Source organism: Lentzea nigeriaca, assembly GCF_016907955.1.
GTDB classification, from domain to species: domain Bacteria; phylum Actinomycetota; class Actinomycetes; order Mycobacteriales; family Pseudonocardiaceae; genus Lentzea; species Lentzea nigeriaca.
Map to the genome: position 1 here is coordinate 385,448 of NZ_JAFBCX010000001.1, position 25,481 is coordinate 410,928.

Consider the following 25,481-nt stretch of genomic DNA (forward strand, 5'->3'; position numbering starts at 1 on the left):
GGCGCACTCAGACGGTGACGCCTCGATCGTTGAGCCAGGGGAGTGGGTTGATCTTCTCGCCGTCCGGGTTCCAGACCTCGAAGTGGAGGTGGGAGCCGGTGGACTCGCCGCGGTTGCCCATGCGGGCGATCTGCTGGCCGGCCTGGACCCGTTGGCCTTCGCGGACGTTGTAGCTGTCGACGTGGCCGTAGACGGTGATGGTGCCGTCGGCGTGCACGAGGCGAACCCATTGGCCGAAGCCGGAAACGGGGCCGGCGTCCTTCACGACGCCGTCGGCGGCAGCGAGGATCGGGGTGCCGATGGGGCCGGCGATGTCGATGCCGCGGTGCATCCTGCCCCAGCGAGCGCCGAAGCTGGACGTGAACTGCCCGACGGCGGGGCACGCGAACTTCGCGCGCCTGGTCTCGGCCTCCGCCGCCTCCCGCCGCGTCGTGATCTGCTGGCTGCGCAGGAGTTTCGCGGCTTCGGCTGCACCTTCCGGCGTCGTGCGGTGAGCCGCGAGGACGTGCGGGGCGTACCGGGTGTCGCCGCCCGTTCCGCTGAACGTCGCCGCGCCGTCGGTGTGGTTCGCGAGCTGGACGTTCCTGCCGTCCTTGGCGGCGGCCTGCAGGGCCTGGCCCACACCCGCCGTGGCGAAAGCGCCCGCTGCGACCGCGGCGACGACGATGCGTCCGCGCAGCGCCGACGGTGGCGGGGGAAGCCGGTGCGCGGGGGTTCGCATGTCGGCGAAGATTCGGGCAGGGTTGTTAAGAACTCGAGTAGATGATGTTCAGGTTTCTTCGCGGGGCAGCCGGATCGTGAACGTCGTGCCCTCGCCCACCTCGCTCGTCACGGTGATCGTTCCCTTGTGCGCCAGGACGTAGTGCTTCGCGATCGCCAGCCCGAGGCCACGTCCGCCGGTGGCGCGAGCGCGGGAACGGTCGGCCCGCCAGAACCGTTCGAACACGTGCGGCAGGTCGTCCGCCGCGATGCCGTGCCCGGTGTCGGAGACGGTGAGCACGACCTCGTCGCCCTCGACGCGGCCGCCGACCGCGACCCTCCCGTCCGCGGGGGTGTGCTGCACGGCGTTGACCACGAGGTTGCGCACCACCTGCCGCAGCCGCACCGGGTCCGCGGTCAGCCGCAGCTCCTGCCCCGCGGGCACGTCGAGGTCGACCTGGTGCGCGGCGGCGATCCCGGCCAGCAGCTCGGCGGCGTCCATCGGTTCCGGATGCAGGCTCAGCGCACCCGCGTCGGCGGCGGCCAGCTCCTGCAGGTCCTCGACCAGCTGCTGCAACACCAGCGTCTCCTGGAGCAGCAGTTCCAGCAGGTCGGCGTCCACCTCGGCGACACCCTCCTGCGCGGCGACCAGCCACCCGCGCATCGTGCCCAGCGGCGTGCGCAGTTCGTGCGACAGGTCGTTCACCATGTTCTTGCGCAACGTCTCCGCCCGCGCGAGGTGCTCGGACATGTCGTTGAACGCCGCCGCGACCTCCGAGACCTCCCAGCGTGCGGTGACCTCCGCCCGCGCTGACAGGTCACCCGTGCGCATCCGCCTGGCCGCCTCGGTGAGCACGGTCAGCGGCCGCAGCACGCGACCGGCCAGCAGGAAGCTCACGGCGATCGCGAACACCAGCACGAGCGACGCGGCCAGCGCGATCTGCGCGACCCCGGCGGCGGGCAGTCCCACCACGGTGTGCCGGACCACCGGTTGCCCGACGAACAGGAACGCGGCCGGGGCCACGTGGGACGTGAGCACCGCGCGCCGGGCAGAGGCCAGGCACTTCTCCTGCACCTGCGTGCCCTCCTCCGACAGCATCTGCAGTGAGCCGTCCGCACCGAGATACACCGGACGGTAGGACGTCCCGTTGCGGGTTTGGCACTGTTTCAGGTGCTCGTTGATCTGCCGCAGCGCACTTTGTTGCGCGGGGCTGTTCAGAGCCAAGGACAGGCAGCCGTCCGTGGCGGGCCAGGAGTACGAGCGCCCGGCCGCGCTCGTCCGGATCTCGGCCGCGACCCCCTGACGGCGGGCGCACGCGGCGTCGTTCTCGGCTTGCGCCTTGGAGATCCGCTGCTCCTCGGCGGTGAGCAGGAACGGCCCCAGTGCGCGCGGGTCGATGCGGTCCTGCGGAGTGTCCGGACTCAGCTCGAGGTCGACGTTGAGCGGATCGACCACCGCGGCCGGCTGGTTGGCCCCCCGCACGTCGTCCGCGTCGAACGTGCCACCGATGGGGGTCCGCTCCGTCGTGGTGAGCTGGATGTGCAACCCGGTCTCGCCACTGAGGTCCTCGAGCAGCGGTGTGATGCCCGACCAGTCCGGGTGCTCGGCCCCGTACCCGAGCACCGCGTCGTAGACGCGGGCCAGCCCCGCCTGCTCGCGACCTTGCTCAGCCCGCAACGTCTGCGTCGTGCTCTGTACCGACAGCCACGCCGTCGCCGCGATCGAACACGCCGACACCAGCACCGTGCCCGCCAGCAACAGCAACCGCAGCCGGCGAGGCCTACCGGCCACGACCACTCCCGTCCGAGATCTTGTACCCGATCCCGTAGACGGTGAGCAGATACGCCGGGGCAGCCGGGTCGGCCTCGATCTTGCGCCGCAGATTGCGCACGTGAACGTCGATCGTGCGCTCGGTGATGAACCCGTCCAGCCCGTACGCGTCCTCGAGCAGCTGCGCCCGGCTGAACACCCGACCCGGCTCGGCGGCCAGCACCGCGAGGATGCGGAACTCGGCAGGCGTGCATGCGACCAGCCGGCCCGCGACCCGCACCTCGTGCCGCATCGGCTCCAGTTCCAGCTCGCCGACCCGCAGCGCCCGCCGCGCGGGAGTGCCGGTCGTGCCGGAACGGCGCAACAACGCCCGCACCCGTGCCATCAGCTCACGCGGGTCGTACGGCTTGGCGAGGTAGTCGTCCGCGCCGAGATCGAACCCGAGCAGCTTGTCGTCGGCCTCCGCCCGTGCGCTGATCACCAGGACCGGCAGGTCCGCGTCCTCGCTGCGAACCGCCCGGCAGACGTCCCAGCCGTCCACGCCCGGCAGCATGAGGTCCAGCACCAGCAGGTCCGGGCGTCGGCCCCGGATCTCGTCGAGCGCCTTGCGTCCGTCGTCCACCAGCAGGAACGAGTGGTTCTCCCGGGCCAGGAAGCGGCCGATCAGTTCCGCCTGTCTCGGTTCGTCTTCTGCCACCAGGACATAGGCGCACATGGCGGCCATGATGCCAGCAGTTCGCTTACGGAGTGCGCGCTCCCGACTGATCGCCGAGTGGGGTTACCCGGACGTTGGCTTGGTCATTTGTGACATGCCGTCGGGTGGCCACGACGCCCTCATGCTCGAGTACTCAGAGGCGGGGCCCGAGGGTGAACCTTGCGTCGTCCACGTGGACGAAGACCGGGTGCCCGACTCGTTCGGCCGGTTCGTCGCCAATCTCGTTTCATGCGAGCGTTTCAGCGATTCCTAGTCAGGTCAGCGCGTCGATAGGTGCGATCGTCACCAGCTCCTTCACCGCACGGGCGAGTCTTTCGTCAAGTGTGACGAACGCGTCCGCTTGGAGCTGGGTCAGGGCGACGTACTCGGCGACGAAGGTGTCGGGCCACCCGAGCTGGTCCGCGACCTTCCAGGCGGTGGCCTGCAGGACGCGGTCGCCGAGCAGCCGGATCCGCAGCCCGCGCAGGTGGTCGAGCCGTCGCTCGGCGTCCTTTTTGGTCATCTCGCCGCGGTGTACTTCTTGGTGCAGAAGGGACAGGGTCTGCGAGCGGAGCAGCGTCGGGGCCAGGAGCTGGTGTTCGGCGTCGATCACGGCCCGGTCCTGGGCCAGGCGGATGGCCACGTCCGGGCCGATCACGTACTTGGTCATGGGAGATCCGCGTTTCAGGCCGTGGCGGCCGCGAGGAGACGGGCGAGTTCGGCCGGCTTGGTGTGCATGGGCCAGTGGCCGGAGTCGATGTCGACGAAGTCGAGGTGCTTGGCCTTGGCGAGCTCGGGCACGTCGCCCGCGTTGATCCACTCCTGGGCCTGGGCCGGGGTGAACTCGGGGCAGACGACCACGGCCGGGACGTCGAAGCGTCGCTCGTCGGTCAGCCGTACGACACCGGTGGCCACGGCCTGGGGGACGGGGAGGGCGGCAGCGGCGAAGGCGCGCTTGGTCTCCTCGTCGAGGTCGGCCGAGTCGGGGCCTTCGAACGGCTCCCAGCCGGGGAAGGGCATGACGCCGTCCCGCAGTTCGAAGAAGTCGGCGTAGGGCTTTCCGTCGCTCGTCGGGAAGCCGCCGATGAAGACCACCTTGGAGATCCTTTCCGGGCGAGCGTCCGCGGCCAGCCAGGCCAGGGTGCACGCGGCCGAGTGCCCCACCACCACGGGTTTGCCGGGGGCGGCGTCCACGGCGGCGAGCACGGCGGCCAGCTGATCGTCGAGTGTGGCGGAGGTGGATCCGTCGCCCTGCCCCGGCAGGGTCAGCGCCACGGGACGGTGGCCGAGCGATCGGAGCGTGGACGCGACATCGGACCAGGCCGATCCGTCGAGCCACAGGCCGGCGATGAGCAGGATGTCCACAGTTCTCCCTCTGCTGCGCGATCAGTGCATCGTCACGCTAGAGCCAATTCCGGACGATCTGCTTCCGGTTCGTTTACCCTGCCCGAGTGTCGAGTGATCTCAGTCCGACCGCGCGGGCACTGCGCGCCCTGGAGATCCTTCAGGCGCGTCCCGGCACGACGGCGGACCAGCTCGCCGAGAGGCTGGGCGTCACGGAGCGTGCGGCGCGCCGGTACGTCGGAATCCTGCGAGAGGCAGGAATTCAGGTCGAGTCGAGCCGCGGCCCGCACGGCGGGTACCGGCTCCGGCGCGGCACGAGGCTGCCGCCGATCGTGTTCACCCAGGCCGAGGCGCTGGGGCTGGTCATGGCGGTGCTCGACGGACAGCCCGCCGCGACCGAGGCCGACGACCCGGTCGGCGAGGCTCTCGGCAAGGTCATCCAGGCGCTACCGGAGAACGTCGGCCGGCAGGCGGCCGTCCTGCGCGAACACGCCAAAGCCGCGCCCGACCGGCACTCGGCGCGCCCGGACGCCTCCATCACCAGCGCGCTCGTCGCCGCCGTCGCGGCCAGGCATCGGGTGCTGATCACGTATCAGAGCGAGGCCGGTGCCGCGTGGAAGGCGGAGGTGGACCCGTGGGCGGTCGTCGTCCGCCACGGACGCTGGTACCTGCTGTGCCATTCCCATCGGGCGGACGCGATCCGCACCTATCGGGTCGACCGTGTTCGCGCGGTAGGGCAGACCGCGCACGAGTTCGAGCCGCCCGGCGATCTCGATCCGGTCGCGCTGCTGGAGGAGCACCTGGGCACGGGCTGGGAGTTCCCCACCCGCGTCGTGTTCCACGCGCCGCCGGCGGAGGTGGCGCCCTGGATCCGCCCGCCCATGGGACGGCTTCAGCCGTTGGGGAACGGGTGCGTACTTGTTGGCAGCACAAGCAATCCGGCGATGTACGCGCAGGAGTGGTTGGCTGCCGTGCCGTTCGACTTCCGCGTCGAGGGCGGAGACGAGCTGCGTGCCGCGGTGGCGGCGGTCGCGACGCGCTTCGCCGCGGCCGTGGTGCCGCAGGACGGGCGTTAGTCAGTTCCCGGCCGGAACCGGTTCACGTCGAGTCTCCAGTTGCGTTCGAGCGAGTGGCCCACCGACGTGGTCAGGTCTGTGCCCGTTGGGGCTTTCGGCGGCTTGGCGCGCCTCTTGTCGTGCGGTACGAACGAATCTCGGCACCGTCATGTGCCGCGAACAGGGGGATTCATGAAGCGAAGAAGGTTGGTTCAGCGCGCCGTTTTTGTGCCCGTGCTGGCCGTCGCGCTGGCGGTGTTCACCGCCGGCTACGCGTCGGCGCAGCCGGTCACCGACGGTTCGGTCGACTTCTCCGGTGATCCAGGGGACTGGATCACCGGCGGTGGTTCCTACAAGTACACCAAGGCGGCGGGCGATGCCCTGACCGTCGAGACCAACGCCAACCGCACGTTCCTCTCGGTGGACATCAACGGTGCGAACGGCGACTGGTGGACCATCTCGCTCGCTGCCCCGAAGGACGACGTTCTGTCCGCGAAGACCTACGAGAAAGCCCAGCGTTACCCGTTCCAGGGCGCCGGACCCGGTCTGAGCCTGAGCGGCAACGGCAGGGGCTGCAACGAGCTGACCGGCTCGTTCACGATCAGGGAGATCTCCTGGGGCCCGCAGGGCTACCTGCACAAGCTCGACGCGAGCTTCGAGCAGCACTGCGAGGGCGGCAGTACAGCCGCACGCGGCAACATCTTCATCAACAACCAGCCGCCGCCGCCCGAGCTGAAGCTCGAGACCACCATCGCGGCCCAGGGCAAGGCGAACACGGTCAACGGCAAGGCGCTGGTGAACGGCACCATCTCGTGCACGACCAACGCCGCAGTGCAGATGACCGGCACCGTCACGCAGGTCAAGAACAACGTGATCATCCGGGGGAACTTCTCGACCAGGGTCGAGTGCAAGGCCGGCGCCCCGGTGGCGTGGAACGCGGCGGCCGACCCGACCGGCACGACGCCGTTCCAGCGGGGCAAGGCCGAGGTCCTGACGCGGTCCACCGCGCAGGACCCGAACTATCCCGGCCAGGCGATCAGCGAGAAGTCCGCCATCGTCGAGCTGAAGCGGTACACGCCTGCCGCGTGACCTGACAGAAGGGGCGGCGACCCGCTGGTCGCCGCCCTCGGCGGCAGGCGCGCCACTCAAGGCGTCTGCCGTTGTGCCGGTCTCGATCGCGTGTCGGAAAGCGCTTACCTGCCACCTGTGATCACCGCCACAGCCGCTCGACGGCAAGGCGCGACAACCCGGTCCACCGGGGCCGCGTTTCCTCCCTTGCGGACCGCGGACGTCCGCCACGGCGTTTGCTCACTGGGGAGTGTTCACTTTGTACAGACAGAAGCGTCGAATCCTGGCCAGCATGATCGCCGCGGGTTCGATGGCGGCGGCGGTGTTCGGTGCCGGACAGCCGGCCGCTGCTTCCACCGACGTGACCGGTGACCGGCCTGCCACCTCCACCGTGGTCGAGGTCTTCACCACGCCGCCCGCGACGCCGGACCAGTACGCCGACGACGTGGCGCAGGCGTTGGAGACGGCCGAGGCGCGTGCCGAGGCCGACCCGGCGGACCTCGCTCCGCCCTACGTCGACTCTGCCACCGGGCGGATCGTCGCGGGTGTTCGTGCCGAGGCCGATTCGACGAAGGTCGCTTATGCGGCGGCCGGTATCGCCGTCAACGCCTCCAATGACGACGACGGGAACGACGATCCGACGCAGGGTGGCGTCGAGTCCGGCAAGACCGAGGAACCCGCGGCGTCGGCCACGAAGTCCGAGCAGGTCGTCATCATCCCGCGGATGTTCTACCCGAGCACGCCGAAGGCCAAGTACAGCCTCGCCGACCTCGACGCCGTGAAGGACGCGGTGCTGGAGTCCGACGTGCCCGGTGTGCAGAACATGTACGCCGCGTCGGTCGATGCCGAGCGCAACCGGGTCGTGGTGCGCACCTCGGCGCTCACCGAGGAGACTCGTACGGCGCTGGCCGGCCGGTTCGGCGCCGACAAGGTCGCGGTGCACCTCACCCCCGGCGCGGACCTGGGCGCCGAGTACAGCCGGGACGACGACGCCAACCCGTTCTTCGGCGGTGCCACCACCAACACCAGTGCGTATACCTGCACGATCGGATTTTCCTGGACGCACGAGGGCGCGAGCTACTTCCTCACCGCCGGGCACTGCACGGGTGCCAACACCGACGTCCGGATGCCGCGCTACGGCAGCCAGAAGGTCGGCAAGGTCGTCAAGGACAACTGGAACAACAACACCGGCTCGGTCAAGCTCAGCGGTCAGTCGTACTACAGCGGTGATCTCTCGCTGGTGAAGATGAACGGCAGCTGGAAGACCGCGGGGAAGATGTACGTCGGCGGAGAGAACTCCAGCACGCACCGGGTGGTCAAGGGAGTCGCGAGCAGGTCGCCGAAGGTAGGCGACAAGTACTGCACGGGCGGCACCACCAGGGGTGAGCTGTGCGGCTGGAAGGTCTCCGACGTCAAGGCGAACGTGCGGTACCGGACCGGCCACCTGGCGCGCAACGTGAACCTGGGCAAGAAGGGCGGCACGTGCACCGCCCCCGGCGACTCCGGTGGCCCGATCTACACGGTCAGCAACGGGAAGATCGTCGCGAAGGGCATCCACAGCGGCGGTGGCAGGGACGGCAGCTGCCTCGAAGTGTTCACCGACGTCCGGTTGGCCGAGAAGGCGTTGCCGGGCATCGTGAAGAAGGGCTGACGAGCTCCGTCCTCAACCGGCGACGAGAACGGCAAGGCGTTCGGGCGCGTCCGCCAGCACGAGGGCGGCCGCGCCCCGCACGCCCGCGCTGTCGCCGAGCGCGCCCGGTACGACGCGCAGTTCGGTGGTGTGCCAGCTCATGGCGTTGCGCTGGACCGCCCGGCGGATGGGCGCCACGAGAACGTCGCCCGCCGCGGCCAGTTCGCCGCCGATGACGACCAGTTCCGGGTTGACGATCGTGACCGCCTGGGCCAGCGCGCGGCCCACCGCGTCGCCTGCGTCCTCGATCGCCCGGATCGCACCGCGGTCGCCGGCGCGCACCAGGTCGATCAGTTCGGCGGTGGAGGCGGGGCCACCGGCGGACAGGAGCCTCGCGATCGCGGCCGGGCTCGCGACGGTTTCCAGGCAACCCCTGTTGCCACAGCGGCAGATCGCGCCGGACGGCTCGACGATGACGTGGCCCAGTTCGCCCGCCAGCCCGCTCGCGCCGAGCAGCAGCCGCCCGTCCGAGATGACGCCGGCGCCGATGCCGGTGGACAGTCTGATGTAGACGACGTCGCCGCACTGCTGCGCGACGCCGTGGCGGTGTTCGGCCAGTACGGCGGCGTTGGCGTCGTTGACCAGCCGCACCGCGAACCCGGTCCGCTCCCGCAGTTCGTCGGTGGGGCGCACGCCGATCCAGCCGGGCATGATGCCCTCGGCCAGCAACGTGCCGTGGCGGTCTATCGGGCACGCGATGCCCATGCCGACGCCCAGGATCCGTTCGGTGGGAACGCCGGTGGCCCGCCGGGCCTGCGCGATCAGGTCCGCGGTCTCGGTGAGCACGGCGGCGGAGTCGTTGTCCACCAACCGGTGCAGGTCGCGGTCCCACACCGGTTCGCCGAACAGGTCGCACAGCACCACCCGGACGTGATCACGGCCGATGTCCACGCCCAGCGCGTAGGCGGCGTTCCGGTTGAGTGACAGGGTTCGCGCCGGTCTGCCGGTGCGCAGGCCTTCCGCCGGGCTCGCGTCCTCGTCGGTCACGATGCCCGCCCGGATCAGGTCGGCGATCACCGAGCCGACGGTCGCGCGGGCGAGACCGGTGCGGCGCATGAGATCGGGCCGCGACAGCCGCCTTGTTCCCGCCAGCGCCTCCAGCACGCGCACCCTGCCGAGGCTGCGCAGGTTCACCGGCGGATCGGGCGTCGGCCGGACAGCGGGCACGGGGCGCGGCATCCGGTCACGGTAGCAGGCCAGTTTGGCCGACTTTGACGTTAAGTGACGCCCGGCAGCCCCCCGAATGGACCTTGCTTACTGTCCAAGACCGGCGAACTCTGTGGTCCGCACCAGCCGCTGCCGCCCAACAGCGTCGAAACGACGAGAGCCACCTGCGATGTCGGAGGTACTCATGTCCCCAGTCCCAACCGGTCGCCGGCGGGGGTGGGCGGGCGTAGTCGCGGTGCTGGTCGCGGCACTGGTGGTGCCCACCGTGCCGGCCAAGGCCGCGAGCGAGCGACCGATCTACCTGGACACCAGGCACACCTTCGCCGAACGGGCCGCCGACCTGGTGTCGCGGATGACGTTGAGCGAGAAGGTGTTGCAGCTGCGCACCAACAGCGCGCCCGCCATCCCGCGGCTGGGCGTCCAGCAGTACACGTACTGGAGTGAAGGCCAGCACGGGCTGAACCTGCTCGGCGCCAACACGAACGACGGCGGGGTGAGCGGCGGCGTGCACGCCACGAGCTTCCCGACCAACTTCGCGAGCTCCATGTCGTGGGACCCCGGCCTGATCTACCAGGCGACGACGGCGATCTCCGACGAGGCCCGCGGCGCGCTGGACAAGTCGCTGTGGGGAGTGGGGCAGAACAACATCGGTCCGGACAAGGCGAACTACGGCTCGCTGACCTACTGGGCTCCGACCGTGAACATGGACCGCGATCCCCGCTGGGGCCGCAACGACGAGGCGTTCGGCGAGGACCCGTACCTGGTCGCGCGGATGGCCGGAGCGTTCGTCAACGGCTACCAGGGCCAGGCACCCGACGGGCGGCCGATGTCGCGGTACCTGAAGGTAGCGGCCACCGCGAAGCACTTCGCGCTCAACGACGTGGAGAACAACCGGCACGCGGACAGCTCGGACACGACCGACGCGAACATCCGTGACTACTACACGGCGCAGTTCCGCAGCCTGATCGAGAACGCGCACGTCTCCGGACTCATGACGTCCTACAACGCGGTCAACGGCACCCCGGCGCCCGCCGACACCTACCTGACGAACGCGCTGGCGCAACGGACCTACGGCTTCAACGGCTACACCACGTCCGACTGCGGTGCCGTCGGCGACGTGTACGCCCCAGGCAGCCACAACTGGGCGCCGCCCGGCTGGACCACGGCCACCGTCAACGGCACGGCCGTCTGGACGAACACCGCGACCGGGGCGAAGGTCTCCGGGGCCGCGGGTGGCCAGGCGTACGCGTTGCGCGCGGGCACCCAGCTCAACTGCACCGGCGCCGAAGCGACCGTCGCCAGCATCCAGGAGGCGATCAACGCCGGAGTGCTCAGCGAGGCCGTCATCGACAACGCGCTGGTGCACGTGTTCACCACGCGCATGCGGACCGGCGAGTTCGACCCGCCGGGCAGCGTGCCCTACACGAAGATCACCAAGGAGGAGATCGAGCACCCGTCGCACCAGGCGCTGGCCGCCAAGATCGCGGCGAACTCGTTGGTGCTGCTGAAGAACGACGCGGTGCCCGGCACGAGCGCCAAGCTGCTGCCCGCCGACCCCGCGAAGCTGAACAACGTCGTGATCGTCGGCGATCTGGCCGGAGTGGTCACCCTGGGCGGCTACTCCGGTGACCCGTCGCTCCAGGTGAGTCCGGTGCAGGGCATCACGTCGGCGATCAAGGCAGCGAACCCCGGCGCCACCGTCACCTTCGACGCCTGCGGCACGTCCACGACGGCGACGACTCCGGCGAACTGCTCGGCGCAGACCCTGGCCGCGATCTCCTCAGCCGACCTGGTGATCGTGTTCGCCGGTACCGACACGAACCTCGCGACCGAGGGCAAGGACCGCACGACCATCGCCATGCCGAGCGCCTACCGGTCGTTGATCGACCAGGTCAAGGCGGTCGGCAACCAGCGGATGGTGCTGGCGATCCAGGCGAACGGCCCGGTGACCGTCGACGACGTGCGGGGCGCCTTCCCCGCCATCGTCTTCAGCGGCTACAACGGGCAGAGCCAGGGCAGCGCGCTCGCCGACGTGGTGCTGGGCAGGCAGAATCCGAGCGGGCACCTGAACTTCACCTGGTACAAGGACGACACACAGCTTCCGGACGTGAAGAACTACGGGCTCACGCCCTCCCAGACCGCCGGTCTCGGCCGCACGTACCAGTACTTCACCGGCACCCCAACGTATCCGTTCGGTCATGGCGGCAGCTACACCACGTTCGCCTACTCGCACGTGACGACGAACGCGCGGACGGCCACCGCGGACGGCCGCGTCACCGTGCACGCCGACGTCACCAACACCGGCTCGGTACCGGGCGCCACCGTGGCCCAGGTGTACGTGGCCACGCCGTTCACCGTGCCCGGCGTGGAACTGCCGCGCAAACGACTGGCGGGCTTCCAGAAGACGGCCGTGCTGAAGCCCGGCCAGACGCAGCACGTCGCGGTGCAGGTGCGGATCAGCGATCTGGCGTTCTGGGACCAGCAGCGGCAGAGGCAGACCGTCTACAACGGACAGTACGTGTTCGGGGTGGGCGCGGACGCCGAGCACGTCGTCACCTCGCGTCCGGTGGCGGTGACGGGGACGATCAAGCCGCAGGTCCGGTACGTCACCGTGCAGCCTCCCCAGACGGTGTTCGCACCCGGCCAGAGCATCGACCTGACCGCCAAGAACCCGTGGATCGCCGACACCACAGGACGTCCCGCCGAGCACGTGGTCGCGGACCGGATCGTCGAGGCCGTCAACAACGACGAGTCGTTCGTCGACCTGACGAAGGCGAACGTCACCTATCGAAGCAGCGACCCGAAGGTGGCCACGGTCAGCAGGACCGGGCAGGTCACCACGGTGGCGCCCGGTGTCGCGACCATCAGCGTCACCGTTGACGGCGTGACCGGCACGACGCCGGTCGTGGTCAAGCAGCCGTTCACGCTCACCGCACCGGAACGGGTCTCACCGGGCTCGGCCTTCACCGCCACCACCACGGTGCCCAACCCGGCGAACGCCCGGCCGTTGCGCGACGTCGCGATGACGCTCACCGCGCCGAGCGGCTGGACCGTCCAGGCCACCACGCCGTCCACCTTCGCCACCGTCGCACCTGGACAGACCGTGCGCACCACCTGGCAGGTGACCGCGCCCGCCACGACGCAACCCGGCAAGTTCGGGGTCTCGGCCCAGGCGACGTTCACGTCCGCCAACGGCCGTGGCACCTCGAGTGACTCGGCGGTCCTGATCCTGCCGCACGCCCCGTACCCCTCGCTGGCGGCGGCTTTCGACAACGTGGGCATCACCGACGACGCCAACACCGCTCCCGGCAACTTCGACGGCGGCGGAGCCAGCTTCTCCGCCCAGGCGCTGGCGAACGCCACGCCCAGTCTCACGCCCGGCGCCACGTTCGTCCACAACGGACTGAAATTCACCTGGCCGAGCTCGCAGCCCGGCACCAAGGACAACGTGGTGGCCGGTGGGGCGGCCGGTGGCCAGATCATCGAGATCTCCGGCTCCGGCAGGACTCTCGGCCTGATCGGCGCCGGTGACTACGGCAGCCCGTCGGGAACCGCGACGGTGACCTACACCGACGGCACCATCCAGTCCCACACCGTCTCCTTCGCCGACTGGTGGGCCAACGCGGCCACCGGTGGCGACATCGTCGCGACCGTTCCCTACCTCAACACCAGCACCGGCAGGCAGAACCAGCAGGTGAGCATGTACTACGCGCCGATTCCGTTGCAGGAGGGCAAAACGGTGAGGTACCTGACTCTGCCGGACATCAGCAACGGTGCGAACAAGGGGGAGGCGGCGATGCACATCTTCGCCATCGCCATCGGCTGACCACCAACGCTCAGTTCCGGTTCCGGTTCCGCCGGCGCACCAGAAACACCAGAAGCACAAGTGCGATCAGCAGCACGAGTGCGCCGGCGGCCGAGAACCACCACAACGACCCGGTCGAGGCGTGCGATGTCGTGGCGTCGGCCAGGTCCGTGCCGGAACCGCCCGTCAGGGCGACGTCGTTGCCGTCGCCGCCGTGGTAGGTGAGCCGGAACGGGCCGACGGCAGCACCTTCGGGCAGGCCGTCGAAAGTACCGCTGACCTGAGCGCTTCCCTGGTTGTCGATGATCACGCCGGGACCGCGCTGCGGGCCCGGTTCGAAGGTGCCGGCGAGCGTCACCGCGCCGGTGACGCTCATCCGGGTCGCGGTCAGCCGTGCGCCGGGCCGCTGGGTGTAGGCGCCGCGCACGGCCAGGCCGTCGGCGTCGACCCTTCCGGCGTTGTCCACCGCGCCCTCCACCGTGCCGGTGGCCCGCAGCGTGCCGGTGGGTTCCACACCGAGTTGCCGCGCCTGCACGGACTTCGTCAGCGCGAGCGTTCCCTCCCGGACGGTCCAGGTCGCGTCCGGGGTGGTGTGCGCACCGGTCAGCGTGAGCGTTTCGGGACCGGTCTTGGCGACACCTTCGGCCGCGGTCAGGGTGCCGCCGAACGTCGTCGCGGCCGCGGCGCGGACGGTCAGAGCGCGGCCCGTCACGGTGCTGCCCTCGGCGCCGGAGAGGTTGTTGACCGTCTGGTCGCCGGCCTTCGCGAGGTCCAGCGTCGCCCCGGCCGCCGGCAGGTCGACCGCGGTGCTGGCGGCGAGGGTGCCGCCGATGACCGCGAGCGTGCCCGCCTTCACCGTGGTCCTGCCGGTGTAGGTGAGGTCGCCGGTCAGGGTGGTGGCGGCCGGGCCGGCCTGGGTCACCGAACCTGTGCCGCTGATCCGGGCGAGTTCGGCGCCCTTCGTGGCGTTCTGCAGGATCAGTTCGCCGTTGTCGACGATCTTGCCGGTCCGCAGCAGCGAACTGTCGCCCTGCGGGCTGCCGTCGCCCAGCCGCAGCGACGCGCCGGCACCGATCGTCGTGTCACCGTCGTAGTTCTGCGGCGCGGTGAAGGTGACCGCGTTGCCGCGGGTGGCCGCGATGACGACGTCGCCGCGGCCGACGTCCGCCATCGTGTCGTGGTACCTGCCGCCGGAGATGGGCGCGTCCAGGGTGACGGGGCCGTTGTAGTCGAACGTCAGCACGCTGCGGGCACCGCGCCCGTCCGCGTGCATGTTGATGTAGACGGTGTTCTCGTTGCCGGGCAGGAAGAAGCGGTTGTGCGTGCCGTCACCCCACGTGACCGTGGCGCCCTCGATGTTGATGCCGCGCTTGTTGTCGCGGTGCGGCACACTGGCGAAGTTCCGGGACGGGTCGCTGAGCGCGGGATCGGAGTCCGATCCGTTGTCCGACCAGCTGTACACGCCCGACATCCGCACCACCCCGGAACCCCAGGTGTGGAAGTTGATGTCGTTGCCGTAGTACTGCGAGTAGATGTCGGCGGCGTCGGTGACGACCTCGCGGTCGGGCGCGTTGTGGATGAACGACCCCTGGTTGACCACCTTGCGCACCTTCGGCATGGAGGTGAGGTAGTGCAGGCTGCCGTAGTCCGCGCCGGTGCCGACGTAGAGCGTGCCCGAGAACGGGTGCGTGCCCGGCAGGTCGATGCCGGGCCAGGTGCCCCTGCGTTGCTTGACGAGGCCGGATCCGCTGATGACGCCCATGTTCACCCGTCGGCGCAAAGCCAGGTCCAGGGTGCCGTCGATCTGGTGGTTGAGCGAGTTCAGCGGCACCTCGGGCGCCTGGGTGACGTGCACGATGGCGCCGTCGTCGCCCGATCCGTCGCCGTACTGGAGAGTTGCGCCGCGTTGGACGATCACGGCGGGCGGGTCGGGGTTGTCGATCGTGGTGACCGGATGGTTGCCGCCCACGGTGACGAGCTTCTGCCGGCGGCGGTTGGCGGGCAGGATGAAATCGCTGTTCTTCAGCAGTACCAACGTGCCGGTGCCACCGACGGTGAAGGTTCCCTCGCCGGTGATCACGCCCGCGTAGGTGGTGACGCCACCGGGGAGCCGCACGATCGCGTCCCCGTTCAACGTGATGTTCCGGTTCGCGCGAATGTCGGCGGTGACGTCCCCGGCACCGGGTTGCGCGACCGCGTTCGGTGCGCCGGTGACCGCGAGGAGGAACGCGGTCACCCCTGCGGACAACCGGTAACCAGCACGCACGCTCGACCTCACGATGTTAGCGATCACATTTTCGGCGCGCTCAGTGTTCGTGGCCGATCCGACCGTGTCAACCGCTGTCTCAACGCGCGCTGTCTCGACACGATGAACGGCGCATTTGTCCACCTCAGGTGAACAAATGCGCCGTTCATCCACATCAGCGCTGAAGTGTCAGCACCGCCGGCCGCCAGGGCAGGGAGTTGTAGGGCTTGCCGTCGGACGCCGGGTCGCGCCCCTGGTAGAGGAGCTGGAGGTTGCAGGGGTCGATCGTCTTCGTCTGGTCTGGGTTGGTGCGCACCAGGTCGCCGTGGCTGACGTCGTTGCTCCAGCTGACGTTGCTGTTGGCCTTGCCGGCGAACGGGTTGCTCTCGGTGTCGGCCTGCGGGGTCCAGGAGCCGTTCAGGCTGGTGGCGGTGAACGAACGGAAGTAGCGTCCGCGCGCGCCGATCGCCTCGACGAGCATGAGGTACTGGTTCTGGTCCTTGACCTTGTAGACCTCGACCGCCTCGAACAGCTTCTCCCGCGTGTCGGTCATGATCGTCGTGTACGACGTGCCGAAGCTGCCGGGGAAGTTCCCGATCGGCATGCTGGAGCGGTAGATGCTGCCGTTGTCACCGGCGAAGAACATGTACATGTTCGAGCCGTCGGCGATCAGCGTCTGGTCGAGAGCACCGCCGCCGGGGATGTTCCCGGAGAAGAGCTCCTGCGGTGCCGACCAGCCGTTGGCGTTGGTCGGGTCGCTCGTGGTGCGGTAGCTGAACGTGGTGGGGCCCCACTGGTAGGTGAGCACCCAGATGTTCTTCGGCGCGAAGTAGAACAGCGTCGGCGCGACGGTGCCGATGTTCATCCCGTTCTGCGGGGCCGAGGCCATGTCCGACCAGTTGGTGAACGTCCCGAAGTTCATCGAGCCGTAATGCTGGCCGGTGTTGTCGACCGTCGAGCCGTAGACCAGGTGCTTGCCGTTGTAGACGACGTTGGTGAAGTCCTTGAGCGAGACCCAGTCGGACTTCGGAGTCGCCAGCGGGCCCGTCGACGACCAGCGGTAGGTCGACGGCAGCTGGCACGCTCCGCCGGGCGGGGCGTCGCCCACGCGGACGAGCTGCCACTGCTGGTTCGAGCCGTTCCAGTCGCCGTACTGCACGACCGCCGCTCCGTCCGCGGTCGACAGGCCGGTCACCTCCACGGCCTTGCCGCTGTTGCGGTTGATCAGCCTGACGTAGCCGCCGTCGGAGTCCGCGAGCCGGAACTGCTGGTTGGTGCCGTTGGAGTCCGTCCACTGCTGGACTTTTCCGCTGTCCGCAGTCGACCAGTTGTCCACGTCGAGCACCTTGCCGGAGTTCTTGGACTTCAACCGGTAGTAGCCGCCCCCGGAATCCACGAACTGCCACTGCTGGTTGGCCGCGTCGTGCCGGGACCATTGCTGGACCGCCGCGCCGTCGGCGGTGGAAGCACTCGCGACGTCCATCGCCTTGCCGCTGTTGCGGTTGACCAGCACGTACCACGCGTTCGTGTCGACGGTCGCCGCCGACGCCGCACCGGTGTCGAACGCGACCGCCGTGGCAGCCGCGACGACGGTCGCGAGCACGGCGCTCAGCGCGGACCTCCACCGGCGGCGCCGGGTGCCGGCCGCACGCCCTCCCAGCGGGACATGGCCCATCGAATCCACAGTGATTCTCCTTCAGGGTCGAGGCCGCATCGGGCCCGGTGTGCGCAACAGGGAGGCCGACCCCGCGCTCTCACGGCCCGATCCGCGAAGAGTGCGTGGACGCCATCAGTCACTTGCGGCATTTCCGTTGTTGCGCAGGACGGCTTTGCCGCTGTTGCAATCGGTGCCCGTAATGTGCCGACGCTTTCCGTCGGCACGCGGTCCTGCTCGGACTGGCAGTGTTAGCGCTAACATGCGAGTCCGCTTCGTGAAGGTGCCAGATTCCTTCCCGGCGTTCAAGGGGTACTGCCCGGTAACACCGGTTCGACCTGCGGTGTTGTCGAATGGCATTCGACAGGGAGCTGTCGATCCGCCGCGTCTCAACGGGTGCCGAGTCGTTGACCGTCTCACGCGCAGGCGGTTACATTGACTGAAATCGCGACGACGGGGAACATCGCGAATAACGTGACTCGAAATGCGCTCCGCGCTTGTCGCGAAAGTCATTCTGTCCACTTGGGGCAATCGAATTCGCGAGTGCCGTATCAGGTGTGCTCCCTGCTGTCCACCCGGTACTGCTCGGTATCTTTTCCACGTGATCTCGAATGTGATCCAGGTCTCCCGGGCCATCACCCGATCGGCCCTAACGACTCAATAACGGCCGCCACGAGACTTGGGCCGCGAAGTCATCTTCGCGATCCGAGGGTGCCTCCGAGCGTCCTGGATTTAACAATGTAAATGGGGGGTGAAAAAATGAAGGTCAAGGTTGCCGAGAAGCAGGACACCGTCCGCACCACCACGCCGTACGTTGCCGGCTGAGGTGAGTCATGAATTGGGGGCCCGAGGGTGCTCGGGCCCCCACTTCCTGCTTGGCCCAGGCGTCTGACCACGCGAAACAGCTGGTGTACGTCCTCGGCCGGGGCGTTGAGGGGGCGGGCCCCTCATGGTACGGTCGCAAACAGGGGCGCGCCGCCGGTCATTGTGCGGTTTTTGGGGGGAAGTTTGTCGAAGATTCATTCATCAGCGGCCGGACGGGTGGCGTCAACGCTCTCGGCGGCCGTCGCAGTCATGGCCCGACAATGCGGCTGAGCGGAAATCCAGCAACTACGGAAAGCGGAGTCCAACAGTGACCGCTCATTACTCTCGCGTCCGCCCCGCGTTGTTCGCCGCGCTGGACGGTGCTCGCAGTCAACTGGATCCGGAAAGCCCGGACGCACCTGTGTTCATTCTGGTGACGTCGCCCGACGGCGCGGGCAAGGCCGACACCGTGCGCGCCTGGCTCGACGCGGCCGACGCGGACCAGGTCGTGTTGCAGGCCAACGGTGACAAGCTGACGCACGGGTACTTCGCCGGCTGGCAGGCGCTGTTCGACCACGCGCTCGCCGACGCGGAGAAGAACGCGCCGGAACTGGTCGCCGCGGCCGAGCAGTCCATCAAGCGCCTTTTCCCCCACCGCGAATCGGCCGCCTTCCAGGTGCCGCGGGATCTCACCGGCGTGGCGAACAGGGACGAGCGGACTCGCTTCTACTTCCACGAGTACCAGGACAAGCTGCTCAACGGGGTCTACGAGTTCCTCGACAGCTACCTGGCCGCCGCGGCCGCGCCCCACACGCTGGTCATCGACAACGCCGAGCGGTTGTCTCCCACCGCGATGCGGATGCTCGACATCGTCGCCCGCCGCCGCACTCTCTGCCGCCGGTTGACGATCGTCCTGCTGGTCAACGGTGAACCCGACATCGTGCTGGCCGAGCACGCGGCCCAGGTCGCTGTGCCGCCGCTGACGAAGAAGGAGGCCCGCGATCTCGTCGCGGCGTGGGGATTCGCGGCTCCGACGGCCAAGCAGTCGGACAACCTGTGGCGGCTCGCCCAGGGGCGGCCCGCGCGCCTGGCCGCGCTGATGCGCTGCACCGGCGAACGCGTGTCCATGCCGGACTACCTCACCTTCGACACTCACGTGGACCTCTACCTCAGCCTGCTCGGCGAGCGCAGCAGGTACGACATGCTGGAGCGCTACATCGGCGACCACTGCGCGGACGACGATCCGATCGCGGTGCGCAACTACGAGACGTTCGACCCCGGCACGAGGGAACGCGTGCACCGCGCGGTGCTGGCCGGCCTGGCGGGTGATCCGGCCGAGGTACTGCACCCCGTGCACCACCTGAGCCTGAACAACGTCTCCGACCAGATGGTGGCACTGGCCCCGCTCTCGATCTCGCTGCAGGAGATCGGCCTCTACGACACGTGGTTCGACCTGTTCTCGCGGTACTGGGCCGACTCGCAGCTGCGCACGCTGCCCGGCGGCGGGCAGGAGCACAACCTGGTCTACCTGCGCATGGCGTTCGTGCTGTACTCGCTGGGGCTGGCGCACGTGTGCATTCCGTACCTCGACGTGTTCTACCAGCACTTCCCGCAGAGTCTCTACACGCCGACGGTGCTCTACTCGCAGAGCATGGCGCACGGCCGGTACCAGGTGCCGCCCGACCTCGTCACCGCGGAACGCTTCGCGCTGCTCAACCTGGAGAAGATCGAGAGCGAGTTCCAGGACCACCCGAAGCACGAGTACATCAAGGTCTTCGCCGAGAACGCGCTGGCCTACATCCGGGCCCGGCAGGGCCGTCTGGACGAGGCTCTCAAGCTGTGCACCGAGGGCATGGACCGGATGCAGAAGATCTACGGCGACGAGAAGTACGCCCTGCACCAGTCGATCCTGGTGTACAACACGGCGCAGATCTACGAGATGGTCAAGGACTTCCCGCGGGCGTACGAGGTCTACCAGCGGACGATCAGCCTCGACCCGAACTACGGCGAGTACGCCAACGACCTGGCCAACATGCTGCAGCGCACCGGCGAGTTCGACGAGGCTCTGGAGTACTACGAGCGCGCCATCAAGCTGTGCCCGCCTTACTACGAGGCACACCTCAACCGGGCCCGGCTGCACGTGCAACGGGGTGACTCGGCGGCGGCCGAACGCGACTTCCGCCGCGTCGTCGAGCTCAAGCCGGCGGAAGCCAGGGCGCATCTGGGTCTCGGGGTGCTCCTGTTCAAGCAGGGCAACCACGCGGAAGCACTGCAGAGCCTGGACGCCGCCGTCTACCACGACCCGAAGAACGCGCAGGCGTGGTCCAACCGCGGTCTCGTGCTGGCCGAGCTCGGCCGCCAGGAGGAGGCCGAGGAGAGCCTGCGCACCGCGGTGAAGGCCGGTCCGAAGCTGGCGGAGGCGTACAACAACCTCGCTCAGGTGTTGTACGCGACCGGCCGGCCGGAGGAGGCCCTGCCGTTCCTCGACGACGCGGTCCGTCTGTCCGACGATCCCGACTACGCCTACAACCGGGCGTTCCTGCGGCTCGAGCTCGGCGACCTGGCCGGCGCCGAGACCGACCTCGACCTCGCCGCCCAGCACGGTGCCGATGCCGATGAACTGTCCGATCTGCGGGCTCAACTGCTCAGCGCGGCGAACGGAACACGTTGACCGACATGGATCAGCCGCGGCAGGACCAGGCGCGGGACCGCTCGCTCCGGGTGCTGCTGTCGGCGTACGCGCTCAGCCAGCTGGGCAACTGGTTGTTCCGCACCGGTGTCGTCTTCTTCGCCTACAACCAGAACAACGGCTCGACCGCGGTGCTCACCACCGCGATCGTGCTGGTGTACCTGCCGATCCTGTTCGGTTCCAGGCTGCTGGCGCCGCTGGCGGACCGGCTGGACACCCGGCGGACGCTGATCGGTCTCGACGCGGTGCGCGCCGTGCTGCTCGCCGTACTGCTGGTGGTCGTCTGGATCGGCGTCGGCTCCACGTCGGCGGCGACCATCGGAGTGATGGCGCTGCTCAGCGTGCTGACGCCGTTCTTCACCGCGTCGCAGACCGCGTATCTGCGGCGGGTGCTGCCGTCCGAGCGCATTCCCGGTGCGCTCGCGTCGGTGTCGCGGATCGACTGGTCGACGTTCGTCCTCGGCACCGCCGCGGCGCCGTTGCTGCTGCAGTTCAGCGATCTGCCGATGCTGATCATCCTGGACATCGTCACGTTCGTCGTCTCCGGTTCGCTGCTGATGCGGCTGATGCTCGCCCCCAAGCCGGCGGACGGTCCCGGCGCCGGCCAGGCCGGTTCGTGGAAGCCACGACTGACCCTGAGCAGCAAGTGGTTGCTGGTCAGCGTGTTCGCCCTCAACGCGGGCGCCGGGCTGATCAACGTCTATCCGAACGTGGTCGCCAGGGACTTCCTCGGCGGTGGCGCAGGCTGGCTGAGCGCGATCAACCTCGCGAACGGTGTCGGTGGCGTGATCGGCGCGACGCTGGCCGGGCGGCTGCGCGAACGCGGCGGGCTGCGGGCCGGGGTGCTGGCCGCCGTGGTCGTCGCGGTGTCGTTGGCGGGGATGACGTTCGTGACGACCGCGTGGATCGCTATCCTGGCCAGCTCGCTGATGTTGCTGGCAGGGCAGGTCTTCGCGGTGACCTTCCAGTCGAGGATCCTGGCCGACGAACCGGTCGCGGTGGCGGGGAGAGTGTCCGGTCTGTTCACCCTGTGCACCTTCGCCGGGGTGACCGCGAGCATGTTGCTGTTCATCGGAATCACCAGCAGCGAGTCGATGCGCGGTTCCTTCACCGCGCTGCTGGTCCTCGCCTCGGTCGTCGCGCTGGTTTCGGCGGTGGTCGGCTTCACCGCCCTGCGCCGCTACGGCGACCGGTCGGCCGACCCCGTCCTGGCCGCTGAACCCGCCCCACTCGACGTACGGAGCGAGCGACTGTGACGCCGATTTATCCACCAGCGCCGCGTGAGTCCGTTGTGGACACCGTGCACGGGCGGCAGATCCCGGATCCCTACCGCTGGCTGGAGGACGCGCAGGCCGCCGCGACCCGGGAATGGGTCGCCGCGCAACGCGTGCTCTGCGAGAGCGTGCTCGACGCGCTTCCCGGACGCGACGCTCTGCGGGACCGGATCACCGAACTGCACGGCACCGGCAGCGTCACCGCCCCGGTCTGGCGCGGCGGGCGGCAGTTCTTCACCCGCCGCCTGCCCCATCAGGAACGCGCGGTCCTGCTGACCGTCGGCGCGTCCGGAGCGGAGCGGGTCCTCATCGACCCGATGGCGCTCGACCCCACCGGCAACACCACGTTGGACTCCTGGCATCCGGACGCGGAAGGTCGCCGGCTGGCCTACAAGATCTCCAGCGGCGGCAGCGAGGAGTCCCTGCTGCACGTGCTCGACGTGGCGACGGGAGAGGTGCTGGAGGGGCCCATCTCGGGCACCCGCCACTCCGCCATCACCTGGATCCCGGGCGGCGACGCGTACTTCTACGTGCGCCAGTTGCCCACCGCGGGCAGGCGGATCTATCTGCACCGCGTCGGCACCGACGCCGATCTCGCCGACGTCCTGGTGTTCGGCGAGGGACTGCCGGACACCGCAGACTTCGGGCTCCTGATCAGTCAGGACGGACGCTGGCTGAGCGTCGGCGTCGCCTCCGGCACGGAGAACCGCAGTGACCTGTGGCTCGGCGACCTCGCGAACGGCCCCGACAAGCCGGAGTTCCGCCCGATCCAGGTCGGCGTGGACGCCGACACCGGCCTGTACATGTGGCGCGACGGCAGGGCGTATTTCTTCACCGACCGGGACGCGCCGCGCTCCAAGCTCTGCGTCGCCGATCCGTCCGATCTGGACCACACGGCCTGGCTCGACCTGGTGCCAGAGGCACCCGACGCGGTGCTCACCGACTTCGCCATTCTGGACGGTCCCGAGCTCGACCGGGCGCGCCTGCTGGTGACGTGGACGCGGCACGCCGTCAACGAGATCACCGTGCACGACCTGAAAACCGGCGATCTGCTCGGCACCGTGCCGACGCCGGGAGTCGGGTCGGTCGGCGGCCTCTTCGAACGGCCGGAAGGCGGCCACGAGGCATGGTTCTCCTACACCGACGCCACCACACCGCGGACGATCCTGCGCTACGACGCCCGCGACGCCACCACGAGCGTGTGGGCGACGGCGCCGGGCCTGGTCGGAGTGCCGGAGGTCCGCAGCTCGCAGGTGAGCTTCTCCTCCGCGGACGGCACGACGGTGCGGATGCAGGTCGTCGAGCCGGTGGACCGGGACGGGCCGCTGCCCGCGATCCTGTTCGGCTACGGCGGTTTCGGCTCGTCCATCGTTCCCGAGTACGACCCGTCGGTGCTCGCCTGGGTCGAGGCGGGCGGGGTCTACGCGATCGCCAACGTGCGCGGCGGTGGTGAGGAAGGCGAGGAGTGGCACCGGGCCGGCATGCGCGAGCACAAGCAGAACGTGTTCGACGACTTCCACGCCGCGGCGCAGGCCCTGATCGACGGCGGCTGGACCACGCCCGCGCAGCTCGGCAGCTACGGCGGCTCCAACGGCGGACTGCTGGTGGGTGCCGCGCTCGTCCAGCGGCCCGATCTCTGCCGGACGGTGGTCTGCGAGGCGCCGCTGCTCGACATGGTGCGGTACGAGCGTTTCGGCCTGGGGCACCTGTGGACCGCCGAGTACGGCACCGCGGACGATCCGGAGCAGCTCGGCTGGTTGCTCGGATACTCGCCGTATCACCACGTGGACTCCGGCGTCGACTATCCGGCCGTGCTGTTCACGGTGTCGGACAACGACTCGCGGGTCGATCCGATGCACGCGCGGAAGATGTGCGCCGCCCTGCAGCACGCGAGCAGCGGCAGCGGTCCGATTCTCCTGCGGGCCGAGGCCGAGGCCGGTCACAAGGGCAGGTCGGCGACGAGAGCGGTGTCGCTGGCCGCCGATACGCTCGCCTTCCTCGCCCAGCACACCGGGCTGAAGCTGCCGAACACCACCTTGGGGCCGCGGTATGAGTGACAAACCGGTCGTCGCGATCGTCGACGCCTACTCCAGCGCGCGCTATCTCGCGCCCGCGTTCCAGGAGCGCGGCTACGACTGCCTGCACGTGCGCAGCGTCGCCGACCCGAACCCGGCCTACGCGCGGAGTTACCGGCCGGACGACTTCGTCGCGGAGATCGTGCACGACGGTGACGTCGAGGTGACGGTCAAGGCCATCGCGCAGTACGCGCCGGTGTGCCTGATCCCCGGCACCGAGAGCGGTGTGGAAATGGCCGACGTCCTCAGCGAAGCGCTCGGCGTGCGGAGCAACGGCACCGAACGCAGCAGTGCGCGCCGGGACAAGCACCGCATGCTGGAAACGGTGCGGGCCGCCGGTGTGCCCACCGCGAGGCAGTTGCTCGCCACCGACCTCGACGCCCTGATGGACTGGTACGGCGACGCCGGCGGCAAGGTCGTGCTGAAGCCGCTGAGCAGCGCCGGCAACGACGGCATCCACTTCTGCGACACCGCGGACGAGGTGCGCGCCGCCTTCCACGCGTTGATCGGCACCGACAGCGCGCTGGGCGAGGAGAACCGGGCCGCACTGGCCCAGGAGTACCTGGTCGGCGGCGAGTACCTGGTGAACACGGTGAGCCTGGACGGTCAGCACCACGTCACCGACATCTGGCGCATGCACCACATGTCCGCCAACGGAGTGCACGACCTCGGTGCCAGCGCCCAGCTGCTGCCCCGGCACGGCGCGGACCAGGACGCCCTCGCCGACTACACCTTCTCGGTGCTCGACGCACTCGGCCTGCGCAACGGTCCCGCGCACAGCGAGGTCAAGCTCACGCCGAACGGCCCCCGTCTGATCGAGACCGCGGCCCGGATGTGCGGTGCGGATCTGCACCTCCCGGTGGCGGCGGCGATCGGGAGCAGCCAGGTGGAGTGGACCGTCGACGCCTACGTCGAGCCGGAGCGTTTCCTCGAGCGGTGGGCGTCGGGCTACGAACTGGTGCGTCACGCCGGGCTGGTCAACATGTCGTGCCCGGCGGAGGGCACGCTGCGCGCATATCCGAAGATGGCGGAACTGCGCGGCATGGACAGCTTCCACGACCTGTTGCTGAACGTGCGGCCCGGTGAGCGCATCCACCGCACGATCGACGACTGGACGTATCCGATGCGCGTCTATCTGGTGCACGAGACGGAATCGGTCGTCCTGCACGACATCATGACCGCTCGTTATCTCGACGGGGACGGCTTCTACGACGTCGAGAGCTGAGTGCACGTACCGATCAGCCTGGGGAAGGGGAGTTCGATGACGCCGGAAACCCTGCGTGATCTTGACGGGGGCGAACACGTCCTGCGGACTCGGGCAGTCCCACACCTCATCGATCACGACGGTCGACGCGAGCCTGCCGATCTTCTCTGACCAGGGTTTTTGGTGTGGTGCAGGACTTGGTCGTCGCTGACCCCCGCGCGGACGGGCGCGGGAGGCGGTGAG

The 25,481-nt window shown here is 69.1% G+C and carries 16 protein-coding genes; 8 read left to right on the forward strand and 8 right to left on the reverse strand.

Features of this window, described 5'->3' with window-relative positions; genetic code table 11:
* Nucleotides 1–7 precede the first annotated feature (7 nt).
* The 5 genes from JOD27_RS01275 to JOD27_RS01295 form a co-directional block, all read right to left on the reverse strand.
* The gene (locus tag JOD27_RS01275) at nt 8–721 is read right to left on the reverse strand and encodes a M23 family metallopeptidase (RefSeq protein WP_204760252.1); all 714 of its coding nucleotides are present in this window, start codon (nt 719–721) and stop codon (nt 8–10) included.
* 48 nt (nt 722–769) lie between these two features.
* Nucleotides 770–2,491, reverse strand: a complete 1,722-nt coding sequence (locus tag JOD27_RS46390; protein WP_204760253.1) for a sensor histidine kinase — start codon at nt 2,489–2,491, stop codon at nt 770–772.
* Nucleotides 2,481–3,185 carry a response regulator transcription factor gene (locus JOD27_RS01285; RefSeq protein ID WP_204760254.1) on the reverse strand — a complete coding sequence of 235 codons (705 nt, stop codon included), beginning with the start codon at nt 3,183–3,185 and terminating at the stop codon, nt 2,481–2,483. The genes JOD27_RS46390 and JOD27_RS01285 overlap by 11 nt, the downstream gene beginning before the upstream one ends.
* A 253-nt stretch (nt 3,186–3,438) precedes the next feature.
* A complete protein-coding gene (locus JOD27_RS01290; RefSeq protein ID WP_204760255.1) occupies nt 3,439–3,834 on the reverse strand; it encodes a type II toxin-antitoxin system VapC family toxin in 396 nt (131 codons plus the stop codon).
* Between the two features lie 14 nt (nt 3,835–3,848).
* Complete coding sequence (locus tag JOD27_RS01295) at nt 3,849–4,529, reverse strand: alpha/beta fold hydrolase (protein WP_204760256.1); 681 nt, start codon at nt 4,527–4,529, stop codon at nt 3,849–3,851.
* 86 nt (nt 4,530–4,615) lie between these two features.
* On the opposite strand from JOD27_RS01295, the gene JOD27_RS01300 reads away from it, so the two are divergent.
* The 3 genes from JOD27_RS01300 (at nt 4,616) to JOD27_RS01310 (ending at nt 8,282) form a co-directional block, all read left to right on the forward strand.
* Nucleotides 4,616–5,584, forward strand: coding sequence for a helix-turn-helix transcriptional regulator (locus JOD27_RS01300; RefSeq protein WP_204760257.1), 969 nt, complete (start codon nt 4,616–4,618; stop codon nt 5,582–5,584).
* A 171-nt stretch (nt 5,585–5,755) separates the two neighbouring features.
* The gene (locus JOD27_RS01305; RefSeq protein ID WP_204760258.1) at nt 5,756–6,652 is read left to right on the forward strand and encodes a hypothetical protein; all 897 of its coding nucleotides are present in this window, start codon (nt 5,756–5,758) and stop codon (nt 6,650–6,652) included.
* A 271-nt stretch (nt 6,653–6,923) separates the two neighbouring features.
* Nucleotides 6,924–8,282: a S1 family peptidase gene (locus JOD27_RS01310; RefSeq protein ID WP_204760259.1), complete on the forward strand. Its 1,359-nt coding sequence runs from the start codon at nt 6,924–6,926 to the stop codon at nt 8,280–8,282.
* A gap of 12 nt (nt 8,283–8,294) precedes the next feature.
* Here the strand turns inward: JOD27_RS01310 and JOD27_RS01315 are convergent, their stop codons facing one another.
* Nucleotides 8,295–9,500, reverse strand: coding sequence for an ROK family transcriptional regulator (locus tag JOD27_RS01315; protein ID WP_204760260.1), 1,206 nt, complete (start codon nt 9,498–9,500; stop codon nt 8,295–8,297).
* A gap of 172 nt (nt 9,501–9,672) precedes the next feature.
* Here JOD27_RS01315 and JOD27_RS01320 point away from each other — a divergent pair, with 172 nt between their 5' ends.
* Complete coding sequence (locus tag JOD27_RS01320; RefSeq protein WP_204760261.1) at nt 9,673–13,314, forward strand: glycoside hydrolase family 3 C-terminal domain-containing protein; 3,642 nt, start codon at nt 9,673–9,675, stop codon at nt 13,312–13,314.
* A 10-nt stretch (nt 13,315–13,324) separates the two neighbouring features.
* Here JOD27_RS01320 and JOD27_RS01325 read toward each other — a convergent pair whose 3' ends face one another.
* A complete protein-coding gene (locus tag JOD27_RS01325) occupies nt 13,325–15,559 on the reverse strand; it encodes an autotransporter-associated beta strand repeat-containing protein (protein WP_307829807.1) in 2,235 nt (744 codons plus the stop codon).
* A 154-nt stretch (nt 15,560–15,713) separates the two neighbouring features.
* Nucleotides 15,714–17,213 carry a non-reducing end alpha-L-arabinofuranosidase family hydrolase gene (locus JOD27_RS01330; RefSeq protein WP_204760262.1) on the reverse strand — a complete coding sequence of 500 codons (1,500 nt, stop codon included), beginning with the start codon at nt 17,211–17,213 and terminating at the stop codon, nt 15,714–15,716.
* A gap of 1,111 nt (nt 17,214–18,324) precedes the next feature.
* Between JOD27_RS01330 and JOD27_RS46395 the strand changes: the two genes are divergently transcribed.
* Genes JOD27_RS46395 through JOD27_RS01350 form a run of 4 tightly spaced genes read left to right on the forward strand, consistent with a single transcriptional unit; the run spans nt 18,325 to nt 25,259 of the window.
* Entirely contained in the window at nt 18,325–20,667 is a 2,343-nt protein-coding gene (locus JOD27_RS46395) for a tetratricopeptide repeat protein (RefSeq protein ID WP_204760263.1), read from the forward strand.
* 5 nt (nt 20,668–20,672) lie between these two features.
* Nucleotides 20,673–21,941 (forward strand): MFS transporter, encoded by a 1,269-nt coding sequence (locus JOD27_RS01340; RefSeq protein ID WP_204760264.1) that lies wholly within the window; start codon nt 20,673–20,675, stop codon nt 21,939–21,941.
* The gene (locus tag JOD27_RS01345; protein ID WP_204760265.1) at nt 21,938–24,016 is read left to right on the forward strand and encodes a prolyl oligopeptidase family serine peptidase; all 2,079 of its coding nucleotides are present in this window, start codon (nt 21,938–21,940) and stop codon (nt 24,014–24,016) included. The genes JOD27_RS01340 and JOD27_RS01345 overlap by 4 nt, the downstream gene beginning before the upstream one ends.
* A complete protein-coding gene (locus JOD27_RS01350) occupies nt 24,009–25,259 on the forward strand; it encodes an ATP-grasp domain-containing protein (protein WP_204760266.1) in 1,251 nt (416 codons plus the stop codon). Before JOD27_RS01345 ends, JOD27_RS01350 begins: the two co-directional genes overlap by 8 nt.
* The last annotated feature ends 222 nt before the right edge of the window (nt 25,260–25,481 follow it).